This window comes from Mycolicibacterium sp. XJ2546 (assembly GCF_053483195.1).
Map to the genome: position 1 here is coordinate 173,983 of NZ_JBEFRW010000004.1, position 23,765 is coordinate 197,747.

The window sequence follows — 23,765 nt, forward strand, 5'->3', positions numbered from 1 at the left end:
GGTGTCGGTTATCGGCTCGCCGTGCGACTCTCGAGCTCACGCAGAGCATGTGCGCGGGCAGTGGCGGCCTCGGTCATCATCCCGACGTCGGTTCCCGCCGAGATGAATCGCAATCCCAGCCCTGCAAGGCGTTCCAGCAGGTCAAGGGGCTTGATTCCAGCCACTCCCAGCGCCACACCGTGTGCACGACACGCCGCCGCGACCGAGTCTACTGCACGGTGGAAATGCTCATTCTCATATTGCCCGTGGATGCCCATCTCCGCCGTCAGATCACTGGGGCCCAGCAGGATGACGTCCACGCCGTCCACCGCCGCGATCTGGTCGCTTGCCGCGACCGCTTCGGGAGTTTCGACCATCACCGCCACCACCGTATGGCGCTCGAGTTCAGCGGTGAGTTCGGCGGCTGGGCGGGGTGCGTAACCGCTCACCGCGGTGGGCCCCGAGATGGATCGGTGACCGAGGGGCGGGAACCGGGCGGCGTCGACGATCGCTTGGGCTTCTCGCGCCGAGTTCACGTGCGGCACAATTACTCCCACCGCGCCGCCGTCGAGCACACGGGCGATGACGCTCGGGTCGTGCGATGGCACCCGCACCAGGCCGGAGATGCCTGCGCCGACGGCGGCGACGCAGAGCATTCCGGCCGTTTCCAGCGAGCACGAGGTGTGTTCCAGGTCGACATATACGGCGTCGTATCCACAGGCCGCCGCGACCGCCGGAACGTCGGGCGTACGGGCGTTCAGCAACGCCAGACACAACACCAGACGATCACCACGCAGAGCGTCTCGCAGTAGTCCCGGCACCAACTCACGGTAACCGACCGAGAACGGGGATTCCACCATGTCGTTAATGCCATTATCACCTGTGGTACCCATTACCTATGTCCCAGAACCGGGTCGCCGTCGTTGGTGCCGCACTGTCCGATTGCGGGCGAGTGCCCGACAAGACGGCAATGGCACTGATGGCTCAGGCCGCACGCCGTGCCGTCGAAGACGCGGGCTTGACAAAGGACGATATCGACGGCTTCGGCGGCCATGGGACGTTGTTGCCCCCCATCGAGGTGAGCGAATACCTGGGCCTGCGACCGAGGTGGGTCGACTCGACCAACGTCGGCGGATCGTCGTGGGAGGTCATGGCGCGCCACGCCGCAGCCGCGATCGCCGCGGGCGAGATCGACGTCGCCCTCCTCACCTACGGGTCGACCGCGCGCTCCGACGTCAAGCGCCGGGTGCGGGCCTCGTCAGCGGCGCTGAGCACCGGAGGCGCCATGCAGTTCGAAGCACCTTACGGCGCCACCCTGATCGCCAAGTACGCCATGGCGGCCAGGCGGCACATGATCGAGTACGGGACGACCGAAGAGCAACTCGCCGAAGTCGCTGTCGCCGCGCACGAGTGGGCGGCCATGAACGAGAACGCTTTTGAGCGCGACCGTATTACGGCTGCCGACGTCGCGGCGGCACCGATGCTCGCCGACCCGTTCACCTCCAAGCATGTGTGTCTACGCACCGACGGCGGCGGCGCGGTCGTCCTTGCCAGCGAGCGGGTTGCGAAGGATTGCGCCAAAGAGCCGGTATGGATCCTCGGCGCCGCCGACGCGGCATCGCACGTGAGCATGAGCGAGTGGGCCGACTTCACGACATCGGCGGCGGCACAGACGGGTCCGCGCGCGTTTGCGCAGGCCGGGGTGACTCCTGCCGACGTCGATGTGTGTCAGCTCTACGATTCGTTCACCTCCACCGTGCTGCTCACCGTGGAGGATCTCGGGTTCTGCGCCAAGGGTGAGGGCGGTCCGTTCATCGGTTCCGGTGCACTGCGTCCGGGGGGCGTGCTGCCCACCAACACTGACGGCGGCGGGTTGGCCTCGTGTCATCCCGGCATGCGCGGAATGTTCCTGATGGTCGAGGCGGTTCGGCAACTGCGCGACGAATGTGGTGAGAGGCAGGTCGACGGTGCCCAACTGGCCTGTGTCCACGCGATGGGCGGCTTCTTCACCCACAGTGCGACGATGATCCTGGGGAGGCAGTGATGGCAGCGCCCAGCGAACCGGACCGACCGACCATCGACACCGACAGCGAGTCGTGGTGGGCGGCGGTGGCCGATCGCACACTGATGCTCAACAGGTGCGACGCATGCGGCCGGGACTCCTTCTATGTCCGCCCGTTCTGCCCGTATTGCTGGAGCGAGGACGTGCGCCTGGAACCCGCGTGCGGGCGGTCCCGCCTCTACACGTGGAGCGTGATTCACCAGAACGTCGCACCTTTCGATGCACGGACTCCCTACGTCCTCGCGATGGTCGACCTCGAGGAGGGCCCGCGGCTGATGACTGTGCTCGACTGCCCACCCGAACAACTCCGAGCGGGACTGCATCTCGAACTCGACTTCCGTCAGGATGACGACGGCGTCCTCGTGCCGGTCTTCCGACCGTAATCTTCCGCGAAACTGTTTTCCGGCAGTGAAAGTTCGAGTGGGGGGCGCCTGCTGGAATACAGTTTCGCGGCAGGGGTGATCACCGAAGGCGGTCGGCAAGCACCCGCGGCCGTCCCTCCGACTGCGCCTCGAGCGTGTTGCGTTGCACCTTGCCGTTGGCGTTGAGCGGTAGCGGCTCGTCCCAGAACACCAGTTCCTCGGGCAGCTTGTACTTCGGCAGACCCCCCGCCATCAGCGCCTCGGTGACATCGGCGAGCGCCAACTGAACGCCGTCGTCGAGCACCATGGCAACCGCGAGCCGCTCCCCGGTCGTTGCGTCAGGTACGGAATACGCCGCGCAGTCCCGCACACCGGAGATGCCGGCCACCGCCTCCTCGACCTCCGCCGCCGGAATCTTCATGCCGTTGCGGATGACGATGTCCTTGATCCGTCCGATGATGCGCACCCGATACCCGGTCATCTCGGCCACGTCGCCGGTTCGGAACCAGTCGCCGTCGAACGCGTCGGCGTCGTCCTCGCTGTCCGTGTAGCCGAGGAAGGTGTGCGGGCCCTTGATGCAGCACTCGGCCGGGTCGCCCACCGACCCCACGCGGACGTCGACATCCTGCAGTGCCACACCGTCATCCGCGTGACGCACCGCCCTGGACTCGGTTCGTAATCCCGACGTGCTGACGGGCACCTCTGAGGATCCGTATGCTCGCATCACGACGATGCCGAAGTCGTCTTCCACCCGTTCGACGATGCGCCGGTCGAGCATCGTGCCGCCGAGATACACCGCGCGCAGCGGCACGCCCTTCCCGCGGGCGACCGCCTCGTCGAGCAGCCGGTCGAGAAGCCGGTCCGGCCCGCCGTACCACGTCGCTCCCGACGACAGCAGAAGGTCACACGTCGCGGCGGGGTCCCAGTGGTCCTCGAGCACCACCGGCGCGGCGAGCATCGGCCCGATGAACAACGCCTGCAGCACACCGGTGACCGAGGCGAGCGGGCTGATGAGGAAGATGCGGTCGTCCGCACCGAGTTCGGCCGCGGCGATGTAGTTCGCCGACGCCTTGGTCAGCGTGCTCAACGAATGTATGACCCCCTTGGGCCGGGAGGTCGTACCGGATGTGTAGAGGACGAAGGACGCCTCGTCGGCGGGTCGCATCGGCCGACAGGGCACCGGCGTGTCCGACGCGCCCGCGATGTCGATCCAACGACAGGCGTCACGCAACGCGGGTTCACCCGCCGGTGCCCAGTCGGGAGCCACCGCGTATCGCGCACCGGTGCGTGCCACGATGTCGGTCACCTGCCTAGGGCCGGCGCTGCGCGGCACCAGCAGCACCACCGCATCGACCCGGATGGCGGCGTGCACCGCGACGACCGATCCGACGTCGTTGCCCGCCACGACCGTCACCGGCATCCCTGCGCCGACGCCGGCTTCCCGCATCGCCTGCGACGCGCGATCGACCCGCGCGTCGAGGTCTGCGTACGCCAGCTCGGCCCCGCGGGCGACGAGGGCCGGTCGCGCCGGATGCCGCTCGGCGGTGAAACGTACGACGTCGAGCGGCCGCTCCGACCAGAAACCCGCGGCCCGATACCGATACCGCAGACCGTCCGCTCGCTGCTGTGCATGGTGCAGCAGCGCGCTGGCCCCACTCATGGTGTCCTCCGATGCGAATGCAGATTCTCGTCTACGTAAATGTAACCTCTCACGCATGTCGCAGATGAGTTTCGAAGACCAGGTAGCCGTCGTCACCGGTGCGGGCGGAGGGCTAGGACGGTGTCACGCACTCGAACTCGCTCGTCGGGGCGCCCGTGTTGTGGTCAACGATCTCGGCAGCGCGGTCGACGGAAGCGGTGCTTCGATCTCGGCCGCCCAAGCGGTGGTCGACGAGATCACCGCCGCCGGTGGCACGGCGATCGCCAGCGGCGACTCCGTCGCGACCGAGGACGGTGGCGCGGCGATCGTCTCCGCGGCGATGGACGCCTTCGGCCGACTCGACATCCTGATCAACAACGCGGGCATTCTGCGCGACGCGGCGTTCAAGAACATGACCGCCGAACAGGTCGACGCGGTGCTCACCGTCCACCTGACCGGCGCCTTCAACGTGACCAGGGCCGCGTGGCCGATCATGCGTGAGCAGAACTACGGGCGAATCGTCCAAACGACCTCTGGCACGGGGCTGTTCGGTAACTTCGGGCAGGCGAACTACGGCGCCGCGAAGATGGGTTTGGTCGGGATGATGCACGTCCTTGCGATCGAAGGCGCCCGCAACGGCATCGCCATCAACGCCGTCGCACCGATCGCTCGCACCCGGATGACCGAGGACATCATGGGCGAAGCCGGCAAGGCGATGGACCCCGAACTGGTCACCCCGGTGGTCGTCTACCTGTCCCACCGCGATTGCGACCGCACCGCCCACATCTACTCGGTGGGTGCGGGCAAGGTGTCGCGGGTGTTCATCGGTGTCACCAAGGGCATCGAGAACCGCTCACTCACAGCGGAATCCGTTGCCGAAACGATCGACGAGATCGACGACAGCGCTACGTTCACGATCCGTGGCGGACCCGCGGCCGGCTGACGTTCAGCGACCCCGGAAGTTCGGGCGGCGACGCTCGGCGAACGACGTCAGCCCCTCCTGGAGATCGGCGGTGCCCGACACCACCTCCTGCGCCCAGGCCTCCTGCTCGAAGGCGCGGTCGCGGCCGGACTCCGACGACACGGACAGCAGCCGTTTGGTCAGTGCCAGCATGACCGTCGGCCCCGCGGCCAGCCGTCCGACCAGTTCCTCGGCGACCGCGTCGGTCTCGGCAGGCGCCACCACGCGGTTGACCAGGCTGAGCCGCTCACAGGCGGCGGCGTCGACGGGTTCGCCGAGCATCAGCAATTCGGTCGCTTTCCGCAGCCCGACGATCCTGGTCAACAGGTATATGGCACCCGAATCGGGCAGTATGCCGCGGTGCACGAACGCCTGAACCAGCTTCGCCTCTTTGGACATCACCACCAGATCGCAGGCCAGCACCAGGCTGGCACCTGCACCCGCGGCCGCACCCTTGACCGCGGCGACCACCGGCTTGTCGCAATCCAGCACTGCGGTGATCAGCCGTTGGTAACCCTTTTGCAGCATCCGGGCGACGTCACCGGGCCGCTTCTCCGACGGTGGCTGCGCCGAATGCGGGCCCAGCCCGGCACCCGAGCAGAAATGTCGATCACCCGTGGCGCGTAACAACACCGCACGCACCGACGGGTCGTCGCCGGCGTTGTCAAACGCATCCGTCAACGCATCACGGGCCAATGGGGACAACGAGTTTCCGGCATCCGGCCGGTCGATGGTGATCCGGCAAACCCCATCCGTTCCGATGGCGACTTGGATCCCAGTCTGCTCTGTACTCAACCGGCTCACCCCTGCGTTAACGACGTTTCCGTTTTTCGGGTATCTTAATTTCCGCCGACCTCCCCACCGGCGATTTGGGCGGAACTGAGGAGGCTGCAACTGAGGAGGCATCCGTGACCGAGCCCTCTACAGCGGGCCACATCACCGATGAGGGCCTGGCCAGGTTGCGCGCCAGCATCGGCATCGCCGTTCCACACCCGCAACCGCCGCACTATCGGCGGCCCAACGAGGACACGTTCCGGATCGTCGCGGAAAGCTACGGTGATGCCAATCCGCTGTGGTCGGATCCCGAGTACGCGCCCAAAGCGGTGTGGGGTGAACCCATCGCACCGCCACCGCTCATCGGCGGTGACACCCTCATCGGCGAAGACGAGGTCACCGAGCTCTCCGACGACGATCGCGCGGCCACCAAGGGTGATCCGCTGCGCGGCGTGCACGCCTTCTACGGCGGGTCAGCGCGAGAGTGGTGGGCGCCGCTGCGAGCGAACCGTCGGATCTTCCGGCGCAACGCCCTCGTCGCCGCACTCGACAAGAGCAGCGAGTTCGCCGCGCGCGCAGTGCACGAATGGTCGGCGCAGGTGTTCCGCGACGACGAAGGCGTCCTTCTCGGCGGTCAGTACCGGAACATGATCCGCACCGAGCGCAGCAAGGCCAGGGGCCGCAAGAAGTACGAGTCGGTGGCCATCAAGACGTGGACCGCCGAGGAGATCGCCGAGATCGACGAGCGGTACGCCCGCGAGGCGCCCAGGGGCGCGGAGCCGCGCTGGTGGGAGGACGTGACCGAGGGCGACGAGATGGGCTCACTCACCAAGGGCCCACTCACCGTCACCGACATGGTGTGCTGGCACATCGGGATGGGCACCGGCATCTACGGCGTGCGGCCACTGAGGCTGGCGTGGCGCAATCGGCAACGAATCCCCCGGTTCTACACACCCAACGAGCAGGGGGTCCCCGACGTCCAGCAGCGCGTGCACTGGGAGCCCAACGCCGCCGAAAACGCAGGCAACCCAACGACGTTCGACTACGGTCGGATGCGCGAAACATGGCTCATCCACCTGTGCACCGACTGGATGGGCGACGACGCCTGGCTGTGGAAGCTGGACTGCGAGTTCCGGCGGTTCAACTACGTCGGCGACCTGCACACCATCACCGGCGTCGTGACGCGCAAGTACCTCGCCGAGGGCGATCGACCCGCGGTCGACGTGGACCTGGCGGCGACCAATCACCGCGGCGAGGTCACCGCGCCGGGGCACGCCACGATCCTGCTGCCGAGCAGGGAACGCGGTCCTGTCCGGCTACCCGATCCACCGGGCGGGGCCACGAACCTCGCCGAACTGTTGTCGGCCGTCTCGGCCCGATTCGCCGGGCAGTGAGTTCTGCCATGGGCTACTCGAGCGTTCCCGGGCTTCGGGCCGAACTGGACGGCCCCGTCCTGCGCCTGACGCTGGACCGCGCCGAAAGACGCAACGCCGTCAACGACACCATGCTCGACGCGATGGTCGGTCACCTCGCCGCGGCCGGTACCGACGAAGTGGTGCGCGTCATCCGCATCGACGCCGCAGGACCGGATTTCTGCGCGGGTTCCGACCTGGTCGCCCACAACGCGAAGTCCGAGCGCAAGCCCCGGGTGGGCAGCACCCAGCGCCGGCTGCCCAACAAGGCCAACCGGCTGATCCCGTTGCTACTGGAAACCCAGGTGCCGATCGTCGCCGTGGTCCGCGGCTGGGCGGCCGGCCTGGGTTTCCACATCGCGCTGGCGTCGGACTTCTGTGTCGCCGCCGAGGATGCCCGGTTCTGGGAACCGTTCATGGCGCGTGGCTTCACCCCCGACAGCGGCGCGGCCTGGCTGCTGCCCCGGCTCGTCGGGCTGGTGCACACCCGCCGGCTGCTGATGCTCGGCGAGGAGCTCTCGGGAACCACCGCCGCCGAGTGGGGGATCATCCACGGCGCCCATCCCGACGCTGAACTCGACTCCACCGCAGCCGAACTCGTCGACCGGCTGGCCGGGGCGCCCACGGTGGCGCTGGGCCTCACCAAGTGGCTGCTGCAGAGCGGCAACGGACTCGACCTCGACCGTCATCTACAGAACGAGGCGATGGCACTCGAACTATCCAGCCGCAGTGAGGATTTCAAAGAAGGCCTGGCCGCCTTCCAGGACAAACGCGGCGCCGAATTCAAAGGCCGTTGAAGACAGTGAACCCGCTGCCGATCACCACAGACACCACCGCTGCAGACGCCGTCAGCATTGTTCAGAAGTGGGTCGAAGCGGACGTACCGGTCAGCTGGCGAACGGCGGCGGCCGAAGGCCCCGCCGTGTTGCGGTCGGTTCGCACCCCGCAGGATTACCGGGACTGGTACCCGCTTTTCGCTCGCTCCGGCCTGGTGGCGCCGACCTGGCTGCCCGAACACGGCGGCCTCGGCGTCGGCAACGACGTCGCACGCGCGATCGAGGACGTGCTCGCGCCGCTGCGGCTGACCCGGCTGAACCCGTTGGGGCTGAACAATGCCGCCGCGGCGCTGTTCAGCCACGGCACCGAGGAGCAGCGGCGGCGCTTCCTGCCGCCGATCGTCCGCAACGAGGAAAAGTGGTGCCAACTGTTCAGCGAGCCCGGCGCGGGATCCGACCTCGCCTCGCTGGCCACCCGCGCGGTGCGCGATGGCGACGACTGGGTGATCTCCGGACAGAAGGTGTGGACCACCTGGGCCGACGAGGCGGACTTCGCGATCCTGCTCGCCCGTACCGACCCCGATCAGCCCAAACACCGGGGCATCACCTACTTCCTGCTCGACATGCACCAACCCGGCGTTTCAGTGCGGCCGCTGCGGCAGATCACCGGTGAGGCCGAGTTCAACGAGGTCTTCCTCGACGGTGCGCGTGTCCCCGACGCCCATCGGGTCGGAGACGTCAACGACGGTTGGCGGGTCAGCGCCTCGACCCTGTCCAGTGAACGCCAAATGGTGTCGGGTTCAGGATCCGGTGGCATGGGCCGCCTCGGCGGCTCCAGCGCGGAACGGCTGATCTCGCTCGCCCGCGAAACCGGTAAGTGGGACGACCCCGTCGTGCGAGGCAAGATCATGCGACTCTGGGCTCAAGAGCAGATCCGCGGTTGGACCAACGCGCGTGTGCGCGCGGCCCTTTCGGCCGGTCAATCGCCGGGTGCGGCCTCTTCGATCGGCAAGGTCCATCAGGCCACGCTCAACCAGCAGATCCAGGACCTCATGGTGGATCTACTGGGTACCGCCGCGGTGGCCTGGCCGGCATCCGACGATCCGGACGAGTTGCCTCGCGAGGTACAGGGCATGATGCGCAGCCTCGCCAACAGCACCGAAGGCGGCACCACCGATATCAACAAGAACATTCTCGGTGAGCGCGTACTCGGCCTGCCCAAGGAGCCCGACCCTTGGAAGGGCAAGCCCTGGAAGGAGATTCCGCGCTCATGAGCGGCTACGAGCGGTTAGTCGTCGACAAGTCCGACGGTGTCGGATGGCTGATCCTGGACCGTCCCAATGCCGGCAACGCGTTCGACGCGCTGATGCTCGACGAACTCGAGGCCGCTTGGACCCAGCTGGACACCGATCCAGACGTGCACGTCATCGTCAACGCCGCCAACGGCAAGGCGTTCTGCACGGGCATGGACGTGGTGCAGGTCGCGAGGGACAAACAGGCCATGCGCAAACACTCGCGCCGCACCCGCGATGCCGAGCTGAAGATTTCGTCGTGGCACTGTGACGTGTGGAAGCCCGTGATCGCGGCGGTGAACGGGGTGTGCGCCGGCGGCGGGCTGCACCTGGTCGCCGACGCCGACATCGTCATCGCCGCCGAAAACGCGTCGTTCGTCGACCCGCACGTGTCGGTCGGGCAGGCGGTGGCGTATGAGGCCATCACCTTGCTGCGTAAGTCGCCGATGGAGGCGATCACCCGAATGACGCTCAGCGGCAAGGGCGAGCGGATCTCCGCGCAACGCGCCTACGAGTTGGGCATCGTCTCACATGTCGTACCCGCTGATCGGCTCCGCGCGGAGGCCGGCCGGCTGGCCGCTGCCGTCGCGACCAACTCACCCACCGCAATGCGCGCCACCAAGAAAGCGCTCTGGTACTCCCTGGAAGTCGGGCTATCGGAAGCCAGAAATGCCGCCGCCGAAACGATCTGGCGTCTGCGCGACCACCCCGACCATGCCGAAGGAGCACGGGCGTGGCGAGAGAAGCGGCCGGCACACTGGAACCCACTTGACCCGGTGGAGGTTTGGTGACCTACCAGAGGTTGCTTGTCGAGCGTCGCGGTCCGGTCGGCTGGATCATCAACAACCGGCCCGACCGCCTCAACGCCTACGACCGGACGATGCGCGAAGAGTTTCCCAAGGCATGGGCCGAACTGGACGCCGACCCCGAGGTACGGGTGATCGTGCACACCGGCAATGGCAGGGCGTTTCAGGTGGGCGCCGACGTCGAGGATCTCGACGGCGAGGGCGTGCAGCAGTTCCAGGAGACCATGCGAACCCTGGACCTGAAGCTGACCGGGTGGCGCTGCCACGTCGGTAAGCCCGTCATCACCGCGGTCAACGGGGTCTGCGCGGGCGGTGGGCTGCACTGGGTCGCCGACGCCGACATCGTCATCGCGTCGTCCGACGCCACGTTCGTCGACCCGCACGTCTCCATCGGTCAGGTCAGCGCCTTGGAGACGATCGCGCTGATGCGAAAGATGCCCGCCGAGGCGGTGTTACGGATGGTGCTCGTCGGCAGCCATGAACGCCTCAGCGCTCAACGCGCGTACCAACTCGGCATGATCAGCCAGATCGTCGATCCGCCCGACAAGTTGCGCGACGTCGCCCAGGAGCTGGCCGAGAAGATCGCCAGGAACTCGCCGGCCGCGATGCGGGCCACCAAACGCGCGCTGTGGGGTGCGCTCGAGCACGGCCTGACCGATGCATGCCGCGAGGGCGCCAAACACCTCACGTCGATGTGGGGTCACCCCGACCAGGACGAGGGTCCGAAAGCGTTCGCCGACAAGCGGACTCCCAATTGGCTACCGCTGGAGTCGGACTCGTGAGCCTCGCCGACCTGCTGGCCTATCTTCCCGACGCCGCCGTGCACACGCTGACCGCCGACGTGTCCCGTGCCGACCTGATCGCAAGTGCGGACCGTCTGGGGGCGGTACTCACCGAGGCCGGTCTGGCTGCCGGGCAGGTGGTTGCGGCGATGCTGCCCAACGATGCCACGACGGTTGCCGCGCTGTTCGGCACCTGGGGTGCCGGTGGCGTCTACACACCGCTCAACCCGCGGGCCGCCGATGCCGAGTTGGCCGCCCAGCTGGAAACCCTTGCACCGGTCGCGGTGATCACGACGCCCGAACTGGCCGCGAGGTTCACGGCGTTCTCGGTGCCCGTCATCACCGGATCGAACCTGGCGTGGACTCTGACGTCGTACTGCCAACCGCCCGCAGACACACGGCGGTACGACACCGATGTCGCTCTGCTGCAGTTCACCTCGGGAACCACTGGCCCGCCGAAGCCGGTGCCGCTGCGCCACAGCACCGTGCTCGACCTGATCGACCGGCTGCTGGCCAAGCTGCGGGGCGCAAAAGGCGCCAGCCGTAAGGACAATCGGGCGCCGATGCCGAACCTGGTTCCGCTGTCGCTGTCCCTGTGGGCAGGTATCTATCAGGTGCTGTTCGCCTTCCGGGCGGGCTCCGGCGTCGTGCTCATGGACTGGTTCTCCCCCGCGGACTTCGCGGCGCTCGTCAAGCGCCACCAGCTGCGCTCCACGGTCCTGCCTCCGGCGGCGCTGACAATGGTCCTGCACGACAAGTCGGTCACCGACCTCGCGCCGCTGAAGATCGTCCGCTCCATCACCGCTCCCCTGTCTCCCGTGCAGGCCGCCCGGTTTCGCGACAAATTCGGCGTACTCGTGCTGAATTCCTACGGACAAACCGAGCTCGGCGGGGAGGTCGTCGGATGGTCGGCCGCCGACGCCCGCGAGTGGGGCGAGACGAAGCTCGGTTCGGTCGGCCGCCCGCTTCCGGGTATCGACGTGAAGATCGTCGACGACGAGGTCATGGTCCGCACACCCACCACAGCGGCCCGCAAGATCGACCCCGCGTTCCTCGACAGGCTCACCGACGACGGCTGGTTCCACACCGGCGATCTGGGCTGGTTCGACGAGGACGGCTTTCTCTGGCTCGACGGACGTGTGTCAGACATGATCAACCGCGGCGGGCTCAAGGTGTTCCCCGGCGCCGTCGAGGATGTGCTGCTTGGCGCCGATGGTGTGCGGGAGGCCGCGGTGGTGGGTGTGCCCGACGAGCGGCTCGGCGAAGTGCCGTGGGCCTTCGTCGTGCGCGCCGACGACTCACTCGGCGAGGACGAGCTGATCGCCTGGTGCCGTGAGCGCCTGACGCCGTATCGCGTCCCGGTGCGTGTGGTCTTCGTCGATCGATTGCCGCGCAACGACGTCGGCAAAGTCGTCAAGCGCGAGCTCGCCGCGCTCGCCGACGCCTGACGAGCAGACGCGTACACCCCCTTGTTGGCCCCGTTTTGGGGGTTTTCGCGTCTGCTCGCGCGGATGGTTCTGTGAAAATGCTTGTTATTCTCGTCGGAATCCAGGGTTTTCGCCGGGCAGAGGGGCGCACGATGTGGCATCAGCCGAAGCCGAAGTACGAGAGCGTCGGGTTCCGCGAGCTGATCACCATCCGCGAAGACCGGATGGCACAGCAGCCGGGTGGGTGACATGGCTCCGTCGACGGTGGTCCTGGGCCCGGACGACGGGCTGTCCGGCACGCTGGCGAGCGAACTCGACGCGGTCAACATCGCCCCCGAGGGCGAGCTGCCGGCCGGAGTCACGGGCGCGGTCATCGTCGCCGACCCTTGCCCGCGGCCGATCGATGCGGTCATGGTGGACGGAGATGCCTGGCGTCGCCACGTCGACGACTCGATGTGGCGCATGCTCACCGCGCTGCAACACGTGCGGTCGGCCCTGGCCACCGGCGGCGGCCGCATCGTCGTCGTGGTCCCGACCATCGGAATGGCTGGTGCCGCCGGGCTCGTCTCGTATACCACCGCGATCGAGGGGATACGCGCGATGGCGAAATCGGCTGACCGGCAATGGTCTTCCTCAGGAGTTGCGGTCAATCTCGTGGCCACGCCGCTGTCACTGTTCGGCGACGGGTCCGCCGCCGGTCACCTCACCGCCGCAGCCGTCACCGACGATTCGACCCTGGTCCACACCGTCGCCGAGTCGGTGAAGTTCCTGCTGCGGCCGGGCCTCGACCACCTCGCCGGCGAGACCATCGTCGCCGATGGAGGTTCGGTGATGCTGCCGTGAGCCTGGCGGGGTTGACGGCGCTGGTCACCGGTGCCGGTGCCGGGGTGGGACGCGGCATCGCGCTGGCTCTCGCCGCCGAGGGTGCCCACGTCGTCGTCGCCACCAGATCCGACAACGGGCGGGACGTGGCAGACGAGATCGGCGCACGCGGTCATCGTGCCACCTGGGCACGTTGCGACGTGACCGACCCCGAAGCGGTGGCCGGGGCGGTCGACCTCGCCGTGACCACCACTGGGCGACTCGACGCCGTCGTGCACAATGCGACGAGCAATCTGTCCAGCCAACCGCACCAACTCGCCGACGTCGATCGCGCGCTGTGGACCGACCACTTCTCGGTGTCGCTGAGCGGAGCCCATTATTGCGCCGCCTCGGCGTTCCCCGCGCTCAAAGAGCGCGGCGGAACGTTTGTCGTGATGACCTCGCCTGCGGGTGTCGAAGGCAGTGCGACACTGCCGCTCTACGCCACGATGAAGGGGGCGCTGCGTGGCTTCGCCAAGAGCCTGGCGCGGGAGTGGGCGCCCCACGCCATCACGGTCAACATCGTGTCGCCCCTGGCGTATTCACCCGCCATGACTGCCGCGATCAAGGCGGAACCCGCCATGGAAGAGCGCCTCGCCCGCCGGATCCCGCTGGGCCGCATCGGGGACCCGGAACACGACATCGGCGCCGCTGTCGCCTTCCTGGTCGGCCCTCAGGCCCGCTACGTCACCGGACAGACCCTCGGCATCGACGGCGGCCATTACATGAATCCGTAGGAGGCAGTGCCATGGAGACGGGCCTTGCCCTGCCATACACAGGACCTCGGCATCCCCGCACGTCGCGCGGTTGCCGGCCAGTGAAGCAAGCACTCGATCCGGGTGCGCTCGATACCGATCGAGAATGTATCCTCTCATTTTAGGATAACGACGCTACCGTTCGTCGTGGCGCGTCCGTTGCCGGACACATCTGTGCCGGAGACAGCGACTGAGAGGAACCGACGATGACCGAGGCCAAGGCGTTCGAGGTGTGGGACGCCGACAACCACATGTACGAGACCATCGACGCCTACACGCGCTATCTGCCGGAGAAGTACTCGGAGGCGTTGAAGTTCGTCGACATCAACGGCCGCAAGAAGCTTCAGATCCTCGGCACCGTCACCGAGTGCATCCCGAATCCGACCTATGAGGTGATCCCGACGCCGGGTGCCTGGTCCGACTACTTTCGAGGCATCAACCCGGACGGCAAGTCGCTGCGTGAGCTTGCCAACCCGATCAGGTGCCCAGACGAGTTCCGCCGGCCGGACCTGCGGCTTGCACTGATGGACCGCCAGGGCGTCGACGGCGCGGTGATGTTCCCGACCACGGCGGGGATGCTCGAGGAACGCACGAAGTCGGATACCGAACTCACCCACGCGGTGACGCATGCCTTCAACCGCTGGCTGCTCGAGGACTGGACGTTCAACTACCAGAACCGGATCTTCCCCGTCCCGGCGATCTCGCTCAACGATCCCGCGCTCGGCGTCCGAGAGCTTGAGTGGTGTCTGGAAAACGGCGCCCGGACGGTGTTGATCCGGCCGGCAGCCGTACCTCGTGAGGACGGCACGTCACGCTCACCAGCGCTGCCGGAGTTCGATGACTTCTGGCGGTTGGTGGAGTCGTCGGGAATCTCGGTGCAGATGCACAATTCGGACTCCGGGTACGAGCGCTACGTCGACGATTGGGAGGACGCCGCGGAGTTCAACGGGTTCGCGTTGAGCAAGTTGCGCGGGTTCATCTACGAGGAGAGCAGGAACATCTTCGACACCCTCGCGGCATTTGTCGCGCACGGGGTGTTCGAGCGCTTTCCCGGCGTCCGCATCGGGGTGATCGAGAACGGCGGCTCGTGGGCACACCGCCTGCTGGACGTTTTCGATCGCGTACACCGCAAGCGGCCCTACGACTTCAGCGAGCATCCCAGCGAGGTCTTCCGCAGACACGTCTGGATCAACCCGTTCCACGAGGAGGACATGTCCCATCTCGTCGAGCTTCTCGGCGCGGACCGGGTGATGTTCGGATCGGATTACCCGCACCCCGAGGGCTTGGCTGAACCGAGGGAGTTCGTGAAGGAGCTCGACAGCCTGCCCGCAGACACCACCGCACGGGTCATGGGCGGTAACCTCAAAGAGCTCATCGGCCTATAGGCAGACGTGGTTCGGCGTCAGCCTTCTACGGCGCCCTCCCGCAAGAAGTGGACCGTGTACTGCTGGCTCGTCAAGCCCCTCGGATCGAGCCCGATGAGGCCCAGCAACTGTTCCCACTTATCGGGGTCGACGAACCAGTCCCAACGCGTGACCTGGCCCTCCTCGTTGATCCAGATGTAGTCCCACTCGCGCAGTTCCAACACCGTGCCGACGGCGAGCGTCCCCGCGTAGGTGTCGCAGGACGAAAAGCCCCATTCTCCGGCAACACATTCGAACGGACTGACGAGGCGATAGTCCGGCATGTGCTTCCACCACATTCGCCATTCCGCGGTGAGCATGTCTCCGTCGGGCGCGTACTCAGTCATGGCCTCCGCCACCTCGTCGGAGAACATCTCGGCGGCGGTCTGTGGTGCACCATCGTTGAAATGGGGGCTCATCATCACGTAATCGGGTGCAAAGACGAACTTCTCACCGAAACTCACGTGGCGGCCGCGGTCGATGGGTTTCGCATAGCCCTCCCATTTCTGGAAGGCAATCTCTTTGTTCAAGGCCACGCGATCGCTGCTCATGTCTACCTCTCCACTAGCCCAGCTCGGCGAATGTCTTCAAGTACGGCCAAGCGATCGCCGGGGGTATTCCTCCGCACAGCGGATTGATGTTGAACACCTCGCCGCCGGCGAGGCGCCTCCGTGCTTCGTCGACTGACAGGATCACATGGGACGTCGACTGCGACCGCAACTCATCGACAGTTTTTGCGGTGGTGATATTCGCCGATACGGTGTTGCCGGGATTCCATTCCGAGTAAGCCATCGCGTCGTGCAACAGATACTGGCCGATCTCGTCCCATGCCGCGTCGACATCTTCGGCGACGAAGCAATTGGTCGCCGCATCCCGCTCGGGTATCAGCACGAACCCGGGCTCGAAACCATTGTCCCGGCACGCGGTTTCGTAGGCCTCCTGCATTCCGGGAACGGCCCCATTGGCCAGCAGGCCGAGACCGTTGCGGCCTGCGCGACGCGCGGCAGCTAAACTGGCACCTCCCCAACTCATCATGGGACCCTCCGGAGTGCGCGGCCGCGGCGTCACCTTCATCCGCCGGCCGGCGTGAATGACCTCTTCTCCCGCGAGTAGGCGCAGGAGCAGCCCAAGTTTTTCGTCTGCCAGCCGCCCGCGATCGGATAGCGACAACCCAAAGTTGTCGTATTCTTCCTGGCGGTAACCGATCCCAAACACATAGGTCGCCCGCCCAGCACTGATGTGATCCAGGACTGACATGTCCTCGGCCAAGCGTGCGACGTCGTAGAACGGAAGGAGGATCACCAAGTTCAGCATCAACTGCTCGGTACGCGCGGCGATCGCCGCGCCGAGCAGTAGCGGCGACGGGAGATATCCGTCGTCAGCGCAGTGATGCTCGCACAAGACGGCGGCAACGCACCCGCGGGTCTCCGCCCACGCAGACATCTCGCTTGCGGCCGCGTACAGCTCGGTCGGAGATGCACCGATCGACGGTGCCCGCATGTCGAAGCGAAGGGTGAACATCCCGGTGGCTAACTTCCCTGGCGGTCGTCGGTACCCATGACTTCGGTGGACATCTGCATGATCAGCCGGACCACCTCGTTGCGTGACATGGACTTGAAGAGCTCGAAGGCCATCCGGATGTCATCGCCGGTGGCGATCGTCGGTCCGGTGCCGAGGTTGGCGAACGCCTCGTCGACGACGCTTGCGGCGGTGACCGCACCCTCGGGGACCTCGTCGATAGACGCCAGGCGGCCGCGCTCGAACTCCAACTTTCGCAGCGCCGGGGTGTCTGTCATGCCGAGCACCAGTCCGAGCACATCGACACCCTTGTCGTGCAGCTCCACCCACAAACCCTCGGTGAACACCATGTCGAATGCTTTGGTTGCGCCGTAAGCCACCATGTTTCGGCCACCGGCGAGCGCGGCCCCCGACAAGAAGTTCACGATGCCACCTCTGCCCCGCTCGACCATGTGGCCGGCGAAGTGGTGGCACAACCGCATCAATACCAGGCAATTGCGTTGCAGCAAGTCTTCCGCTACAGACACCGGATTGGCGAGGAACGGCTGGTAATTTGGATCCCCGCCCGCGCAGTACACGAGCATGCCGATCTCGAGGTCATCGGTCGCCTCGATGACTCTTTTCGAAGCGTCAGGGTCGGTGAGGTCGACGGCAAGTGTCCGCGTCTCGGCATTGGCGCGCTCGCGAATGCCCCGAGCAACCTCGTCGAGCAGATGCTGACGACGAGCCACGAGCATGACACTCACACCCTCGCTCGCGAGCCGCTCGGCGAACAGTGCGCCGACACCGTCGGATGCGCCGACAAACAGCGCCCAGGGCCCGTACTTCTGCGCGATGTAGGTCACGGCGCCGGCACCGCGGCGAGACGAACCGAAGTGTAGGAGCGACGTGCAATTCGCCAGCCGTCCGTCGTCCGGACCGCGTGGTCGTCGTAATAGCCGACGGGATTCGCGCCCGATCCGTCCTCGAGGAGGATCAGCGCGTCGACGTAGGTGCGCATCGTGGCTTTGTCGCCGTCGATGTCGACGGCCTGATTGGACATCCGATGCATAGTGTGGGCGGCCATGACGTGAGCGGCCTCCATGAACTCGGCGACCTCGGTGCCGCCCGTCCACTGACCGACCTCGCCGTAGTCCACCTGGGCATCGTCGGTGAAGACCTCGGTCAGCAGCGAGTATTGCTCCGTGTCGATCGCGGTCGCGTAGCGAATCGTCAGCTCAACGAGGTCGTCTCGATCTCTCATATGCTGTCCCCGTTCGGGTGCACGATGATCCGCGGCGGCCCCTCTGATCTGCGCGCCTCGTCGAGTGCGCTGGGCACGTCATCAAGGCCGATGGTTCTGCCGACGCTGGGCATCGGGTCGAGGCGTCCATCGACAACCGCATCGAGTACGCCGTACCAGTCCTCCGGCATCGGCCCGCCGCCGAAACGCAGCGTCAATCCTTGGCGGGTCGCTTCGGTGATGTCCAGTGTGTCCCCCGTATACCAACCGCCTGCGCAATAGATGCGGGTGTAGAACTCCGCCTCTGTGACGAGGGAGTTGATGACGCCCGGGGCTCCGACGCATTCGAACACCACCGCCGTTCCGGACATGTGGTGTTGCAGGCGCATGTCGCGGAAGACGTCGAACACGGACCGTTCGGCAGGATCGTGCAGGACGTGCGCGCCGAATCCGGAGCGCGCCAGTTCTCGTCGGTCCGCGTTGTAGTCGGAGACGATGATCGGTTCGACGCCGCGAGCAGACAGCGCTGCGACCGCCGACAGGCCGATGGCGCCAGCGCCGACGACGATCGGGATCTCCCCGGGTTGAACGTCGGCGACACGGACGTAGTACTCGCCGACAGCGAAGGCGTCGACGAGGGCGATTGCGTCACTGGAGACCGATCCGTCGACGACCCTCGCGGTCGCCTCCGACACGACGAGAAGTTCACCGAAGCTGCCCTGTGCCTCGGGATGCTGGCCGATGATGCGCAGACCACCGGTTCCGCCGTCCAGCAACCGGATAGGCATGGAGGTCACCCGGGATCCGATCGGAAACGCGCCACCACAGCCGGGCCCGTGTCCGATCACCTCGCCGACGAATTCGTGGCCCATGACGATGTCACGGTCGGCGTCGTACAGCGATCGACCCGCCGGATCTTCGATCGCGAGTTCTGGATGGTCCATGAAATGGACATCGGACGCGCAGATCGCGGTGCTCAGCGTCTTCAACAGCAGGTCATTCGGACCCGGAACCGGGTCGGCCGTCTCACGAACGGTCAATTCGCCGGCACGCAATACGACTGCACGCAATGGACGCAACCTTCGCCAGCTGATAATCTCGAATATTCGAGATTAATTCTTCGTATTTCAGAATCACCGTAGAATCCAGCCGAAAAGGAGTCAAGGGTGCAGGGGGCCGGTTCAGCGCCGACCGAGCGGGTGCTCGACATCATCGAGACCCTCAGCCGCACTGACGCTCGTGGAATGCGGTTCTCCGACGTCGTGCGACGACTCGACCTTTCCCAGGGAACCGCTCATGCCATCCTGACGAGCCTCCAGAACCGCGGGTGGGTCACCCGCGATCCCGTATCCAAAGAGTTCAGCCTCGGCCCGGCGCTGGCCCTCATCGCGTCCCGCCTGGACGCCGAGCGTCCGACCGCCGCGGTCGCCCGCAGTGCCATCCGACGCCTCGCCGAAAAGACCGGCATGGCAGCCTCTGTCGTCGAGCGCATCGGGGACGAACTCGTCATCACAGCGTTCGAGAATCCGTCGAATTCGTCGCCGGCGGCTCTCCCGAACGATCGGATCCCGTACGCGCCGCCGTTCGGAATCGCCTGTGCGGCCTGGGATTCCACGGAAGAGCAAGAAGCATGGATTCAGCGTGGCGCAGCGGGCGATGCGACTCTGGCCGAGCGCCTACGCGCGGCGCTGACGCACACCCGCGGCCGTGGTTACGACGTCGACTGGATGACTCCTGCACTCGCGGAAGCGGTGCACGCCATCGGCACGCTGTCGGATGACTCGGTACCGGGCAATCTGCGGTCGGTTGTCGACCAGCTCCGAGTCGAGTTCATCGCCACCAAGATGCTGCCCGACGAAAGCCTCCGCGGCGCGCACTCGGTCGCAACGATCTCGGCTCCCGTGCTCGACTCGAACTCCCGAGTGCGACTGATCTTGGGTGTGCACCCGCTACGTCGGATGACTGTCCGCGAAACACGCACCGCTGCCGAGCCGCTACTGCACGAGATCGCACGCATCAGCGAGGAGCAAAGCGCGCACGCAACTCGTTCTTGAGAACCTTGCCCGTGAGATTGCGCGGGAGTTCGTCGACGACCTCGAGCCGCTCCGGTGACTTGTGTTTACTCAAACCCGAGGCCTGACAGTGCTCTGCGAGATCGGACAGCGTGACGTCGGAAGTTGCCACCACGACCGCGCAGACCCGTTCGCCGGTGCGCGGATCGGGCACTCCGATGATCGCGACGTCCTCGACAGCAGGGTGGCTGGCCAAGACTCCCTCGATCTCCAGCGCGGAGATGTTCTCCGCGTTGCGGATGATGGCGTCCTTGATGCGTCCGGTGATCGCGACGTTGCCGTCGCCATCGATCCTGCCTCGGTCACCGCTGCGGAACCACCCGTCGGCGTCGAAGGCATCGGCGTCCAGCGACGCGTCGACGTAGCCGAGGAAGCACTGGGGACCTTTGAGCCGCAGTTCTCCTTCCACGCCCACCCCCACCTCTCGCTCGTTCTCGTCGACCACGCGTATCGAGACCCCCGGCACCGGCCGTCCGACGGTGTGGTCGAGAACCTCCGGTTCACCGTTCGGCGGCGGCGAGGTCACCACCGGAAACTCGGTCAAGCCCCACGAGTTTGCGATCCCCGCTACCGAAAGCGTCTCACGCGCTTGGCGTCCCAGCTCGGGTGTGATCGGCGCCCCTCCCCCGACACACCCGCGCAGATCGGGAAACAGTCGTTCGGCGCCGTGCTCGCGCTGCGCAGCCATGTAGGCGACGAAGAAGGGGGTTGCCGAACCGAGCATCGTCGGGCGGTGCGCGGCGACCGCCTTCGGGGTGTGGACCGGATCGAAGGCGTCGAACAGCACCAGGCGCATACCGGTCAGCAAGCTGGCGGCCAACATCGCGGCGCCGCCGATGTGCGAGACCGGAAACGCGATCGGGTTGATGTCGCTGCTCGAGGCGCCGAACATGCCGACCACCCCTGCCGATCCGGCGATCACCGAGCGATCACAGTGCCGGATGCCTTTCGGCGCCGCGGTGGTGCCCGACGAGTAGTAGACCCAGCGCGCCTCGGTGGCCGAGGACGGTGGCGGCGGTAGCCGCGCCGGATCCGCCGATGGCAGCCGAAAGTCCCCCGCGATCGGGGCGTCATGGTCGACCACCACGATCGTCATCTGCCGTTCGCGCACCAGCTCCTCGGCGAGCGACACGTGGTCGAAGCCGCGCCACATCCCGGGAACGACGAACACCTCGGTAGCGAGCTGCTCGGTCACGAAACGGATTTCGCTGTCGCGCCAGATCGGCAACACAGGATTTTGCACCGCGCCCAGCCGGGTCAACGACACCATGATGACCATCGTCTCCAGCGTGGTGGGCAGCTGCCAGGACACCACGGTGCCGACGGTCACCCCGCGTTCCGCAAATGCCGCTGCGGTGCTTTCCGCCGCATCGCGCAACTGGCTGTTCGTCAAACTGCGACCGTAGTCATCAACGAGTACGACGCGGTCGGGGTGCTTCTGAGCCGCCGCTTCGACCAAACCCCAGTAGGTTTGCGCCATCAGCGTGTCGGCAGCAGGAGGCGTCGTTTGGCCAGGATGTTGCGCATCATCTCAGAGCTGCCACCGGACACGGTGTATGCACGGGACCACAGCCAGCATTCTTTCAGACGCTGTTTGGCAAGCGCCACATCCGGATCGGCGGCAACGGTGCAGACCATCGTCGAGAGCTGCGCGCCGTAGGTCGAAACCCGGTGGTAGGTCTCGGCGAAACTGAGCTTGGCGATCGAACCGTCCCCCGTCTGCTCGGCGCCGGCCACCAGGCGTTCGACATGGTCGTCGATGAAGGCCTTCGCGACCTCGACCTCGACGGCCAACTCCGCGACCTGGTGCCGGATGTCGGCATGTTGCAGTGCCGGCACGTCGTCGATGCGACCGTTGCGAGCCACCATGACCAGATCGTCGATGAGAAGTTCCAGCAGGATCACGTTGCCGCCGATGCCGAACCGTTCGAAATCCAGCCCCGCCATGATGATCGACCAGCCCTGACCGGGCTCGCCGATCAGGCTGTCGGAAGGAATCGTCACACCGTCGAAGAAGACCTCGTTGACCTCGATCGCCTCGTTGATGGTGCGGATCGGACGGATCTCGACGCCCGGTGCGGACAGCGGCACGATGAACGCCGACAGCCCGTGGTGTCGCGATGACGACGGATCGGTGCGGAACAAGGCCAGGCCCATGTCGGCCCAGTGCCCGTCGGTGATCCACGTCTTCTGCCCGTCGATCACCCAGGATCCGTCGGACTGCCGGGCGCCCTTGCAGCGCACGGCGGCGATATCGCTGCCCGCATCGGGTTCGCTGAGCAGCTGGCACCACACATGTTCGCTGCTCCGAATCCGCGGCAGCAGTGCGGATTTCTGCTCGTCGGAGCCGAAGTGCAGCAGCACATGAGCCGCCAGGTTGACCTGTTCGACCGGCCGCGGAGCGCGGGCACGCAGGATCTCCTCCGAGACGATCCGATCGTGCAGTGGGTGGTGGTCGGCACGGCCGCCGTATTCGACGGGCCAATCCGCGCCGACGAATCCCGCGTCGAACAATGACGCAAACCAGCTGCGCAGCAGACTCTCCTGCGCGGCGGTTTCCGGTGCCCGGTGTCCCTCTCGCGCCTCGAACGGCGGTGCATGCTCGACGATGTGTGCCTTGACGCGGTCTCGGAACTCGGCCAGTTCCGCCTCGGTGGGCCGTGGGGCACTCACCAGCCGGTCCTGTCCGCGAACAGCGCGCGGCTGGAGCGTGCCGTGCCGAGCGAACACGCATTCGTGAACACCCGCCGCAGTTCATGGTGCAGCGGATACTCCCAGGTGAATCCGATACCACCCGATAGTTGCATGCATTCATCGACGGCCGCTGTGGCGTTGGCTGCGACGAAAGAATGTGCCGCGGCGGACAATGCCACTGCATCGCCCGCCGCGGTATCGGCGGACAACGCACGGGCGGCTTTGGTGAGGACCGCGCGGGCCTTTGCTTCGAACACCAACAGCTCCACAAAACGATGTTGTACCGCTTGGAAACTCGCGATCGGCGCGCCGAAAGCCACACGATCCTTGAGATAGGCGACCAGCCGCTCGAAGGTGGCGGATAGGGCGCCGAGGGAATCCGCACTCAGCAGGACTCTCGCCAGCCCGAGTAGCTGATCCGCTCGTTCGGGTCCGCCAATGGACACGCTCTCAGCTGCGGAGAGCTCGACGCGCCACACCGGACGGTTGACGTCCAAAAGTTCGTCGTCGACTTCTCGCGGCAGGGTGCCTGCCGACTCGAACAGCTGAATCCCGTTGCTGCCGAACGTGACGAGAATGTCGACTGAATCCGCGCGTACCACTCGGGTGACGCCCCCGAAGAGGGCACAGGCGGCCGTGACGGTGCCGTCGAGCAGCGCGGGCAACCACCGGTCACGGACATCGGCCGGCGCCGCGGTCACGGCCGCTGCGGCCGTGACGCAGCCGAGCCAGGGCGACAGATTCCCTGCGCGACCGAGTTCTTCGGCGATCACCGTGGTCTCCACCGGACGCCACCCACTGCCGCCAAGTTCCTCGTCGACCAGTAGGCCCGTCCAGTCCATTGCCGCCAGAACTTTGAGAGAGTCCTGCGTTCCGCATCCGGTCAGGAAGTCTCGCGCCGCATCACGAACGAGTTCGATGTCGACCGCATCGTCGAGGGCGGCATCTCCCTCAGTGCCCACCGCCGG

At 66.3% G+C, this 23,765-nt stretch carries 24 protein-coding genes; 13 read left to right on the plus strand and 11 right to left on the minus strand.

All coding sequences use genetic code 11. The features are described from left to right. Positions 1–8 precede the first annotated feature (8 nt). Complete coding sequence (locus tag ABQE44_RS09785; protein ID WP_448392523.1) at positions 9–839, minus strand: HpcH/HpaI aldolase family protein; 831 nt, start codon at positions 837–839, stop codon at positions 9–11. Between the two features lie 38 nt (positions 840–877). Between ABQE44_RS09785 and ABQE44_RS09790 the strand changes: the two genes are divergently transcribed. Both ABQE44_RS09790 and ABQE44_RS09795 read left to right on the plus strand, forming a co-directional pair. Beyond that, a complete protein-coding gene (locus ABQE44_RS09790) occupies positions 878–2,023 on the plus strand; it encodes an acetyl-CoA acetyltransferase (protein ID WP_448392524.1) in 1,146 nt (381 codons plus the stop codon). Further along, a complete protein-coding gene (locus tag ABQE44_RS09795; RefSeq protein WP_448392525.1) occupies positions 2,023–2,424 on the plus strand; it encodes a Zn-ribbon domain-containing OB-fold protein in 402 nt (133 codons plus the stop codon). Before ABQE44_RS09790 ends, ABQE44_RS09795 begins: the two co-directional genes overlap by 1 nt. A 79-nt stretch (positions 2,425–2,503) precedes the next feature. On the opposite strand, the gene ABQE44_RS09800 is transcribed toward ABQE44_RS09795, so the two are convergent. Next, positions 2,504–4,012 (minus strand): class I adenylate-forming enzyme family protein, encoded by a 1,509-nt coding sequence (locus tag ABQE44_RS09800; RefSeq protein WP_448392689.1) that lies wholly within the window; start codon positions 4,010–4,012, stop codon positions 2,504–2,506. Between the two features lie 115 nt (positions 4,013–4,127). On the opposite strand from ABQE44_RS09800, the gene ABQE44_RS09805 reads away from it, so the two are divergent. Next, positions 4,128–4,985 carry an SDR family NAD(P)-dependent oxidoreductase gene (locus ABQE44_RS09805; RefSeq protein ID WP_448429573.1) on the plus strand — a complete coding sequence of 286 codons (858 nt, stop codon included), beginning with the start codon at positions 4,128–4,130 and terminating at the stop codon, positions 4,983–4,985. A gap of 3 nt (positions 4,986–4,988) precedes the next feature. On the opposite strand, the gene ABQE44_RS09810 is transcribed toward ABQE44_RS09805, so the two are convergent. Beyond that, positions 4,989–5,798: an enoyl-CoA hydratase/isomerase family protein gene (locus ABQE44_RS09810; protein WP_448429419.1), complete on the minus strand. Its 810-nt coding sequence runs from the start codon at positions 5,796–5,798 to the stop codon at positions 4,989–4,991. Between the two features lie 113 nt (positions 5,799–5,911). Between ABQE44_RS09810 and ABQE44_RS09815 the strand changes: the two genes are divergently transcribed. The 9 genes from ABQE44_RS09815 to ABQE44_RS09855 all read left to right on the plus strand — a co-directional run bounded on the left by ABQE44_RS09815 (position 5,912) and on the right by ABQE44_RS09855 (position 15,273). Continuing rightward, complete coding sequence (locus ABQE44_RS09815) at positions 5,912–7,171, plus strand: hypothetical protein (RefSeq protein ID WP_448429421.1); 1,260 nt, start codon at positions 5,912–5,914, stop codon at positions 7,169–7,171. Positions 7,172–7,179: 8 nt separating this feature from the next. Further along, the gene (locus ABQE44_RS09820) at positions 7,180–7,986 is read left to right on the plus strand and encodes an enoyl-CoA hydratase/isomerase family protein (RefSeq protein WP_448429423.1); all 807 of its coding nucleotides are present in this window, start codon (positions 7,180–7,182) and stop codon (positions 7,984–7,986) included. A gap of 5 nt (positions 7,987–7,991) precedes the next feature. Then, a complete protein-coding gene (locus ABQE44_RS09825) occupies positions 7,992–9,239 on the plus strand; it encodes an acyl-CoA dehydrogenase family protein (RefSeq protein ID WP_448429575.1) in 1,248 nt (415 codons plus the stop codon). After that, positions 9,236–10,048 carry an enoyl-CoA hydratase/isomerase family protein gene (locus tag ABQE44_RS09830; RefSeq protein ID WP_448429425.1) on the plus strand — a complete coding sequence of 271 codons (813 nt, stop codon included), beginning with the start codon at positions 9,236–9,238 and terminating at the stop codon, positions 10,046–10,048. Before ABQE44_RS09825 ends, ABQE44_RS09830 begins: the two co-directional genes overlap by 4 nt. Then, positions 10,045–10,845 carry an enoyl-CoA hydratase/isomerase family protein gene (locus tag ABQE44_RS09835; RefSeq protein ID WP_448429427.1) on the plus strand — a complete coding sequence of 267 codons (801 nt, stop codon included), beginning with the start codon at positions 10,045–10,047 and terminating at the stop codon, positions 10,843–10,845. Before ABQE44_RS09830 ends, ABQE44_RS09835 begins: the two co-directional genes overlap by 4 nt. After that, positions 10,842–12,293 (plus strand): class I adenylate-forming enzyme family protein, encoded by a 1,452-nt coding sequence (locus tag ABQE44_RS09840; protein ID WP_448429429.1) that lies wholly within the window; start codon positions 10,842–10,844, stop codon positions 12,291–12,293. Before ABQE44_RS09835 ends, ABQE44_RS09840 begins: the two co-directional genes overlap by 4 nt. Before the next feature lie 228 nt (positions 12,294–12,521). Next, a complete protein-coding gene (locus ABQE44_RS09845; protein WP_448429431.1) occupies positions 12,522–13,115 on the plus strand; it encodes an SDR family oxidoreductase in 594 nt (197 codons plus the stop codon). Next, a complete protein-coding gene (locus ABQE44_RS09850) occupies positions 13,112–13,870 on the plus strand; it encodes an SDR family NAD(P)-dependent oxidoreductase (protein WP_448429433.1) in 759 nt (252 codons plus the stop codon). Before ABQE44_RS09845 ends, ABQE44_RS09850 begins: the two co-directional genes overlap by 4 nt. Positions 13,871–14,094: 224 nt before the next feature. Further along, positions 14,095–15,273 (plus strand): amidohydrolase family protein, encoded by a 1,179-nt coding sequence (locus tag ABQE44_RS09855; protein ID WP_448429435.1) that lies wholly within the window; start codon positions 14,095–14,097, stop codon positions 15,271–15,273. Positions 15,274–15,290: 17 nt separating this feature from the next. On the opposite strand, the gene ABQE44_RS09860 is transcribed toward ABQE44_RS09855, so the two are convergent. Genes ABQE44_RS09860 through ABQE44_RS09880 form a run of 5 tightly spaced genes read right to left on the minus strand, consistent with a single transcriptional unit; the run spans position 15,291 to position 19,101 of the window. After that, a complete protein-coding gene (locus tag ABQE44_RS09860) occupies positions 15,291–15,842 on the minus strand; it encodes an alpha/beta hydrolase family protein (protein ID WP_448429437.1) in 552 nt (183 codons plus the stop codon). A 13-nt stretch (positions 15,843–15,855) separates the two neighbouring features. Beyond that, positions 15,856–16,812 carry an LLM class flavin-dependent oxidoreductase gene (locus tag ABQE44_RS09865; protein WP_448429439.1) on the minus strand — a complete coding sequence of 319 codons (957 nt, stop codon included), beginning with the start codon at positions 16,810–16,812 and terminating at the stop codon, positions 15,856–15,858. Positions 16,813–16,820: 8 nt separating this feature from the next. After that, positions 16,821–17,654, minus strand: coding sequence for an SDR family NAD(P)-dependent oxidoreductase (locus ABQE44_RS09870; RefSeq protein WP_448429441.1), 834 nt, complete (start codon positions 17,652–17,654; stop codon positions 16,821–16,823). Continuing rightward, the gene (locus ABQE44_RS09875) at positions 17,651–18,052 is read right to left on the minus strand and encodes a nuclear transport factor 2 family protein (RefSeq protein WP_448429443.1); all 402 of its coding nucleotides are present in this window, start codon (positions 18,050–18,052) and stop codon (positions 17,651–17,653) included. Before ABQE44_RS09875 ends, ABQE44_RS09870 begins: the two co-directional genes overlap by 4 nt. Then, positions 18,049–19,101 carry a zinc-binding dehydrogenase gene (locus tag ABQE44_RS09880; RefSeq protein ID WP_448429445.1) on the minus strand — a complete coding sequence of 351 codons (1,053 nt, stop codon included), beginning with the start codon at positions 19,099–19,101 and terminating at the stop codon, positions 18,049–18,051. Before ABQE44_RS09880 ends, ABQE44_RS09875 begins: the two co-directional genes overlap by 4 nt. 129 nt (positions 19,102–19,230) lie before the next feature. On the opposite strand from ABQE44_RS09880, the gene ABQE44_RS09885 reads away from it, so the two are divergent. Beyond that, positions 19,231–20,085: an IclR family transcriptional regulator gene (locus ABQE44_RS09885; RefSeq protein WP_448429447.1), complete on the plus strand. Its 855-nt coding sequence runs from the start codon at positions 19,231–19,233 to the stop codon at positions 20,083–20,085. Here ABQE44_RS09885 and ABQE44_RS09890 read toward each other — a convergent pair. The 3 genes from ABQE44_RS09890 to ABQE44_RS09900 are packed head-to-tail and all read right to left on the minus strand — an operon-like array spanning position 20,048 to position 23,759. Beyond that, positions 20,048–21,583 carry a class I adenylate-forming enzyme family protein gene (locus ABQE44_RS09890; RefSeq protein WP_448429449.1) on the minus strand — a complete coding sequence of 512 codons (1,536 nt, stop codon included), beginning with the start codon at positions 21,581–21,583 and terminating at the stop codon, positions 20,048–20,050. The two genes, ABQE44_RS09885 and ABQE44_RS09890, sit on opposite strands and share 38 nt — an antisense overlap. Next, a complete protein-coding gene (locus ABQE44_RS09895; RefSeq protein ID WP_448429451.1) occupies positions 21,583–22,776 on the minus strand; it encodes an acyl-CoA dehydrogenase family protein in 1,194 nt (397 codons plus the stop codon). The genes ABQE44_RS09890 and ABQE44_RS09895 overlap by 1 nt, the downstream gene beginning before the upstream one ends. Further along, positions 22,773–23,759: an acyl-CoA dehydrogenase family protein gene (locus ABQE44_RS09900; protein WP_448429453.1), complete on the minus strand. Its 987-nt coding sequence runs from the start codon at positions 23,757–23,759 to the stop codon at positions 22,773–22,775. The genes ABQE44_RS09895 and ABQE44_RS09900 overlap by 4 nt, the downstream gene beginning before the upstream one ends. Positions 23,760–23,765: the final 6 nt, after the last annotated feature.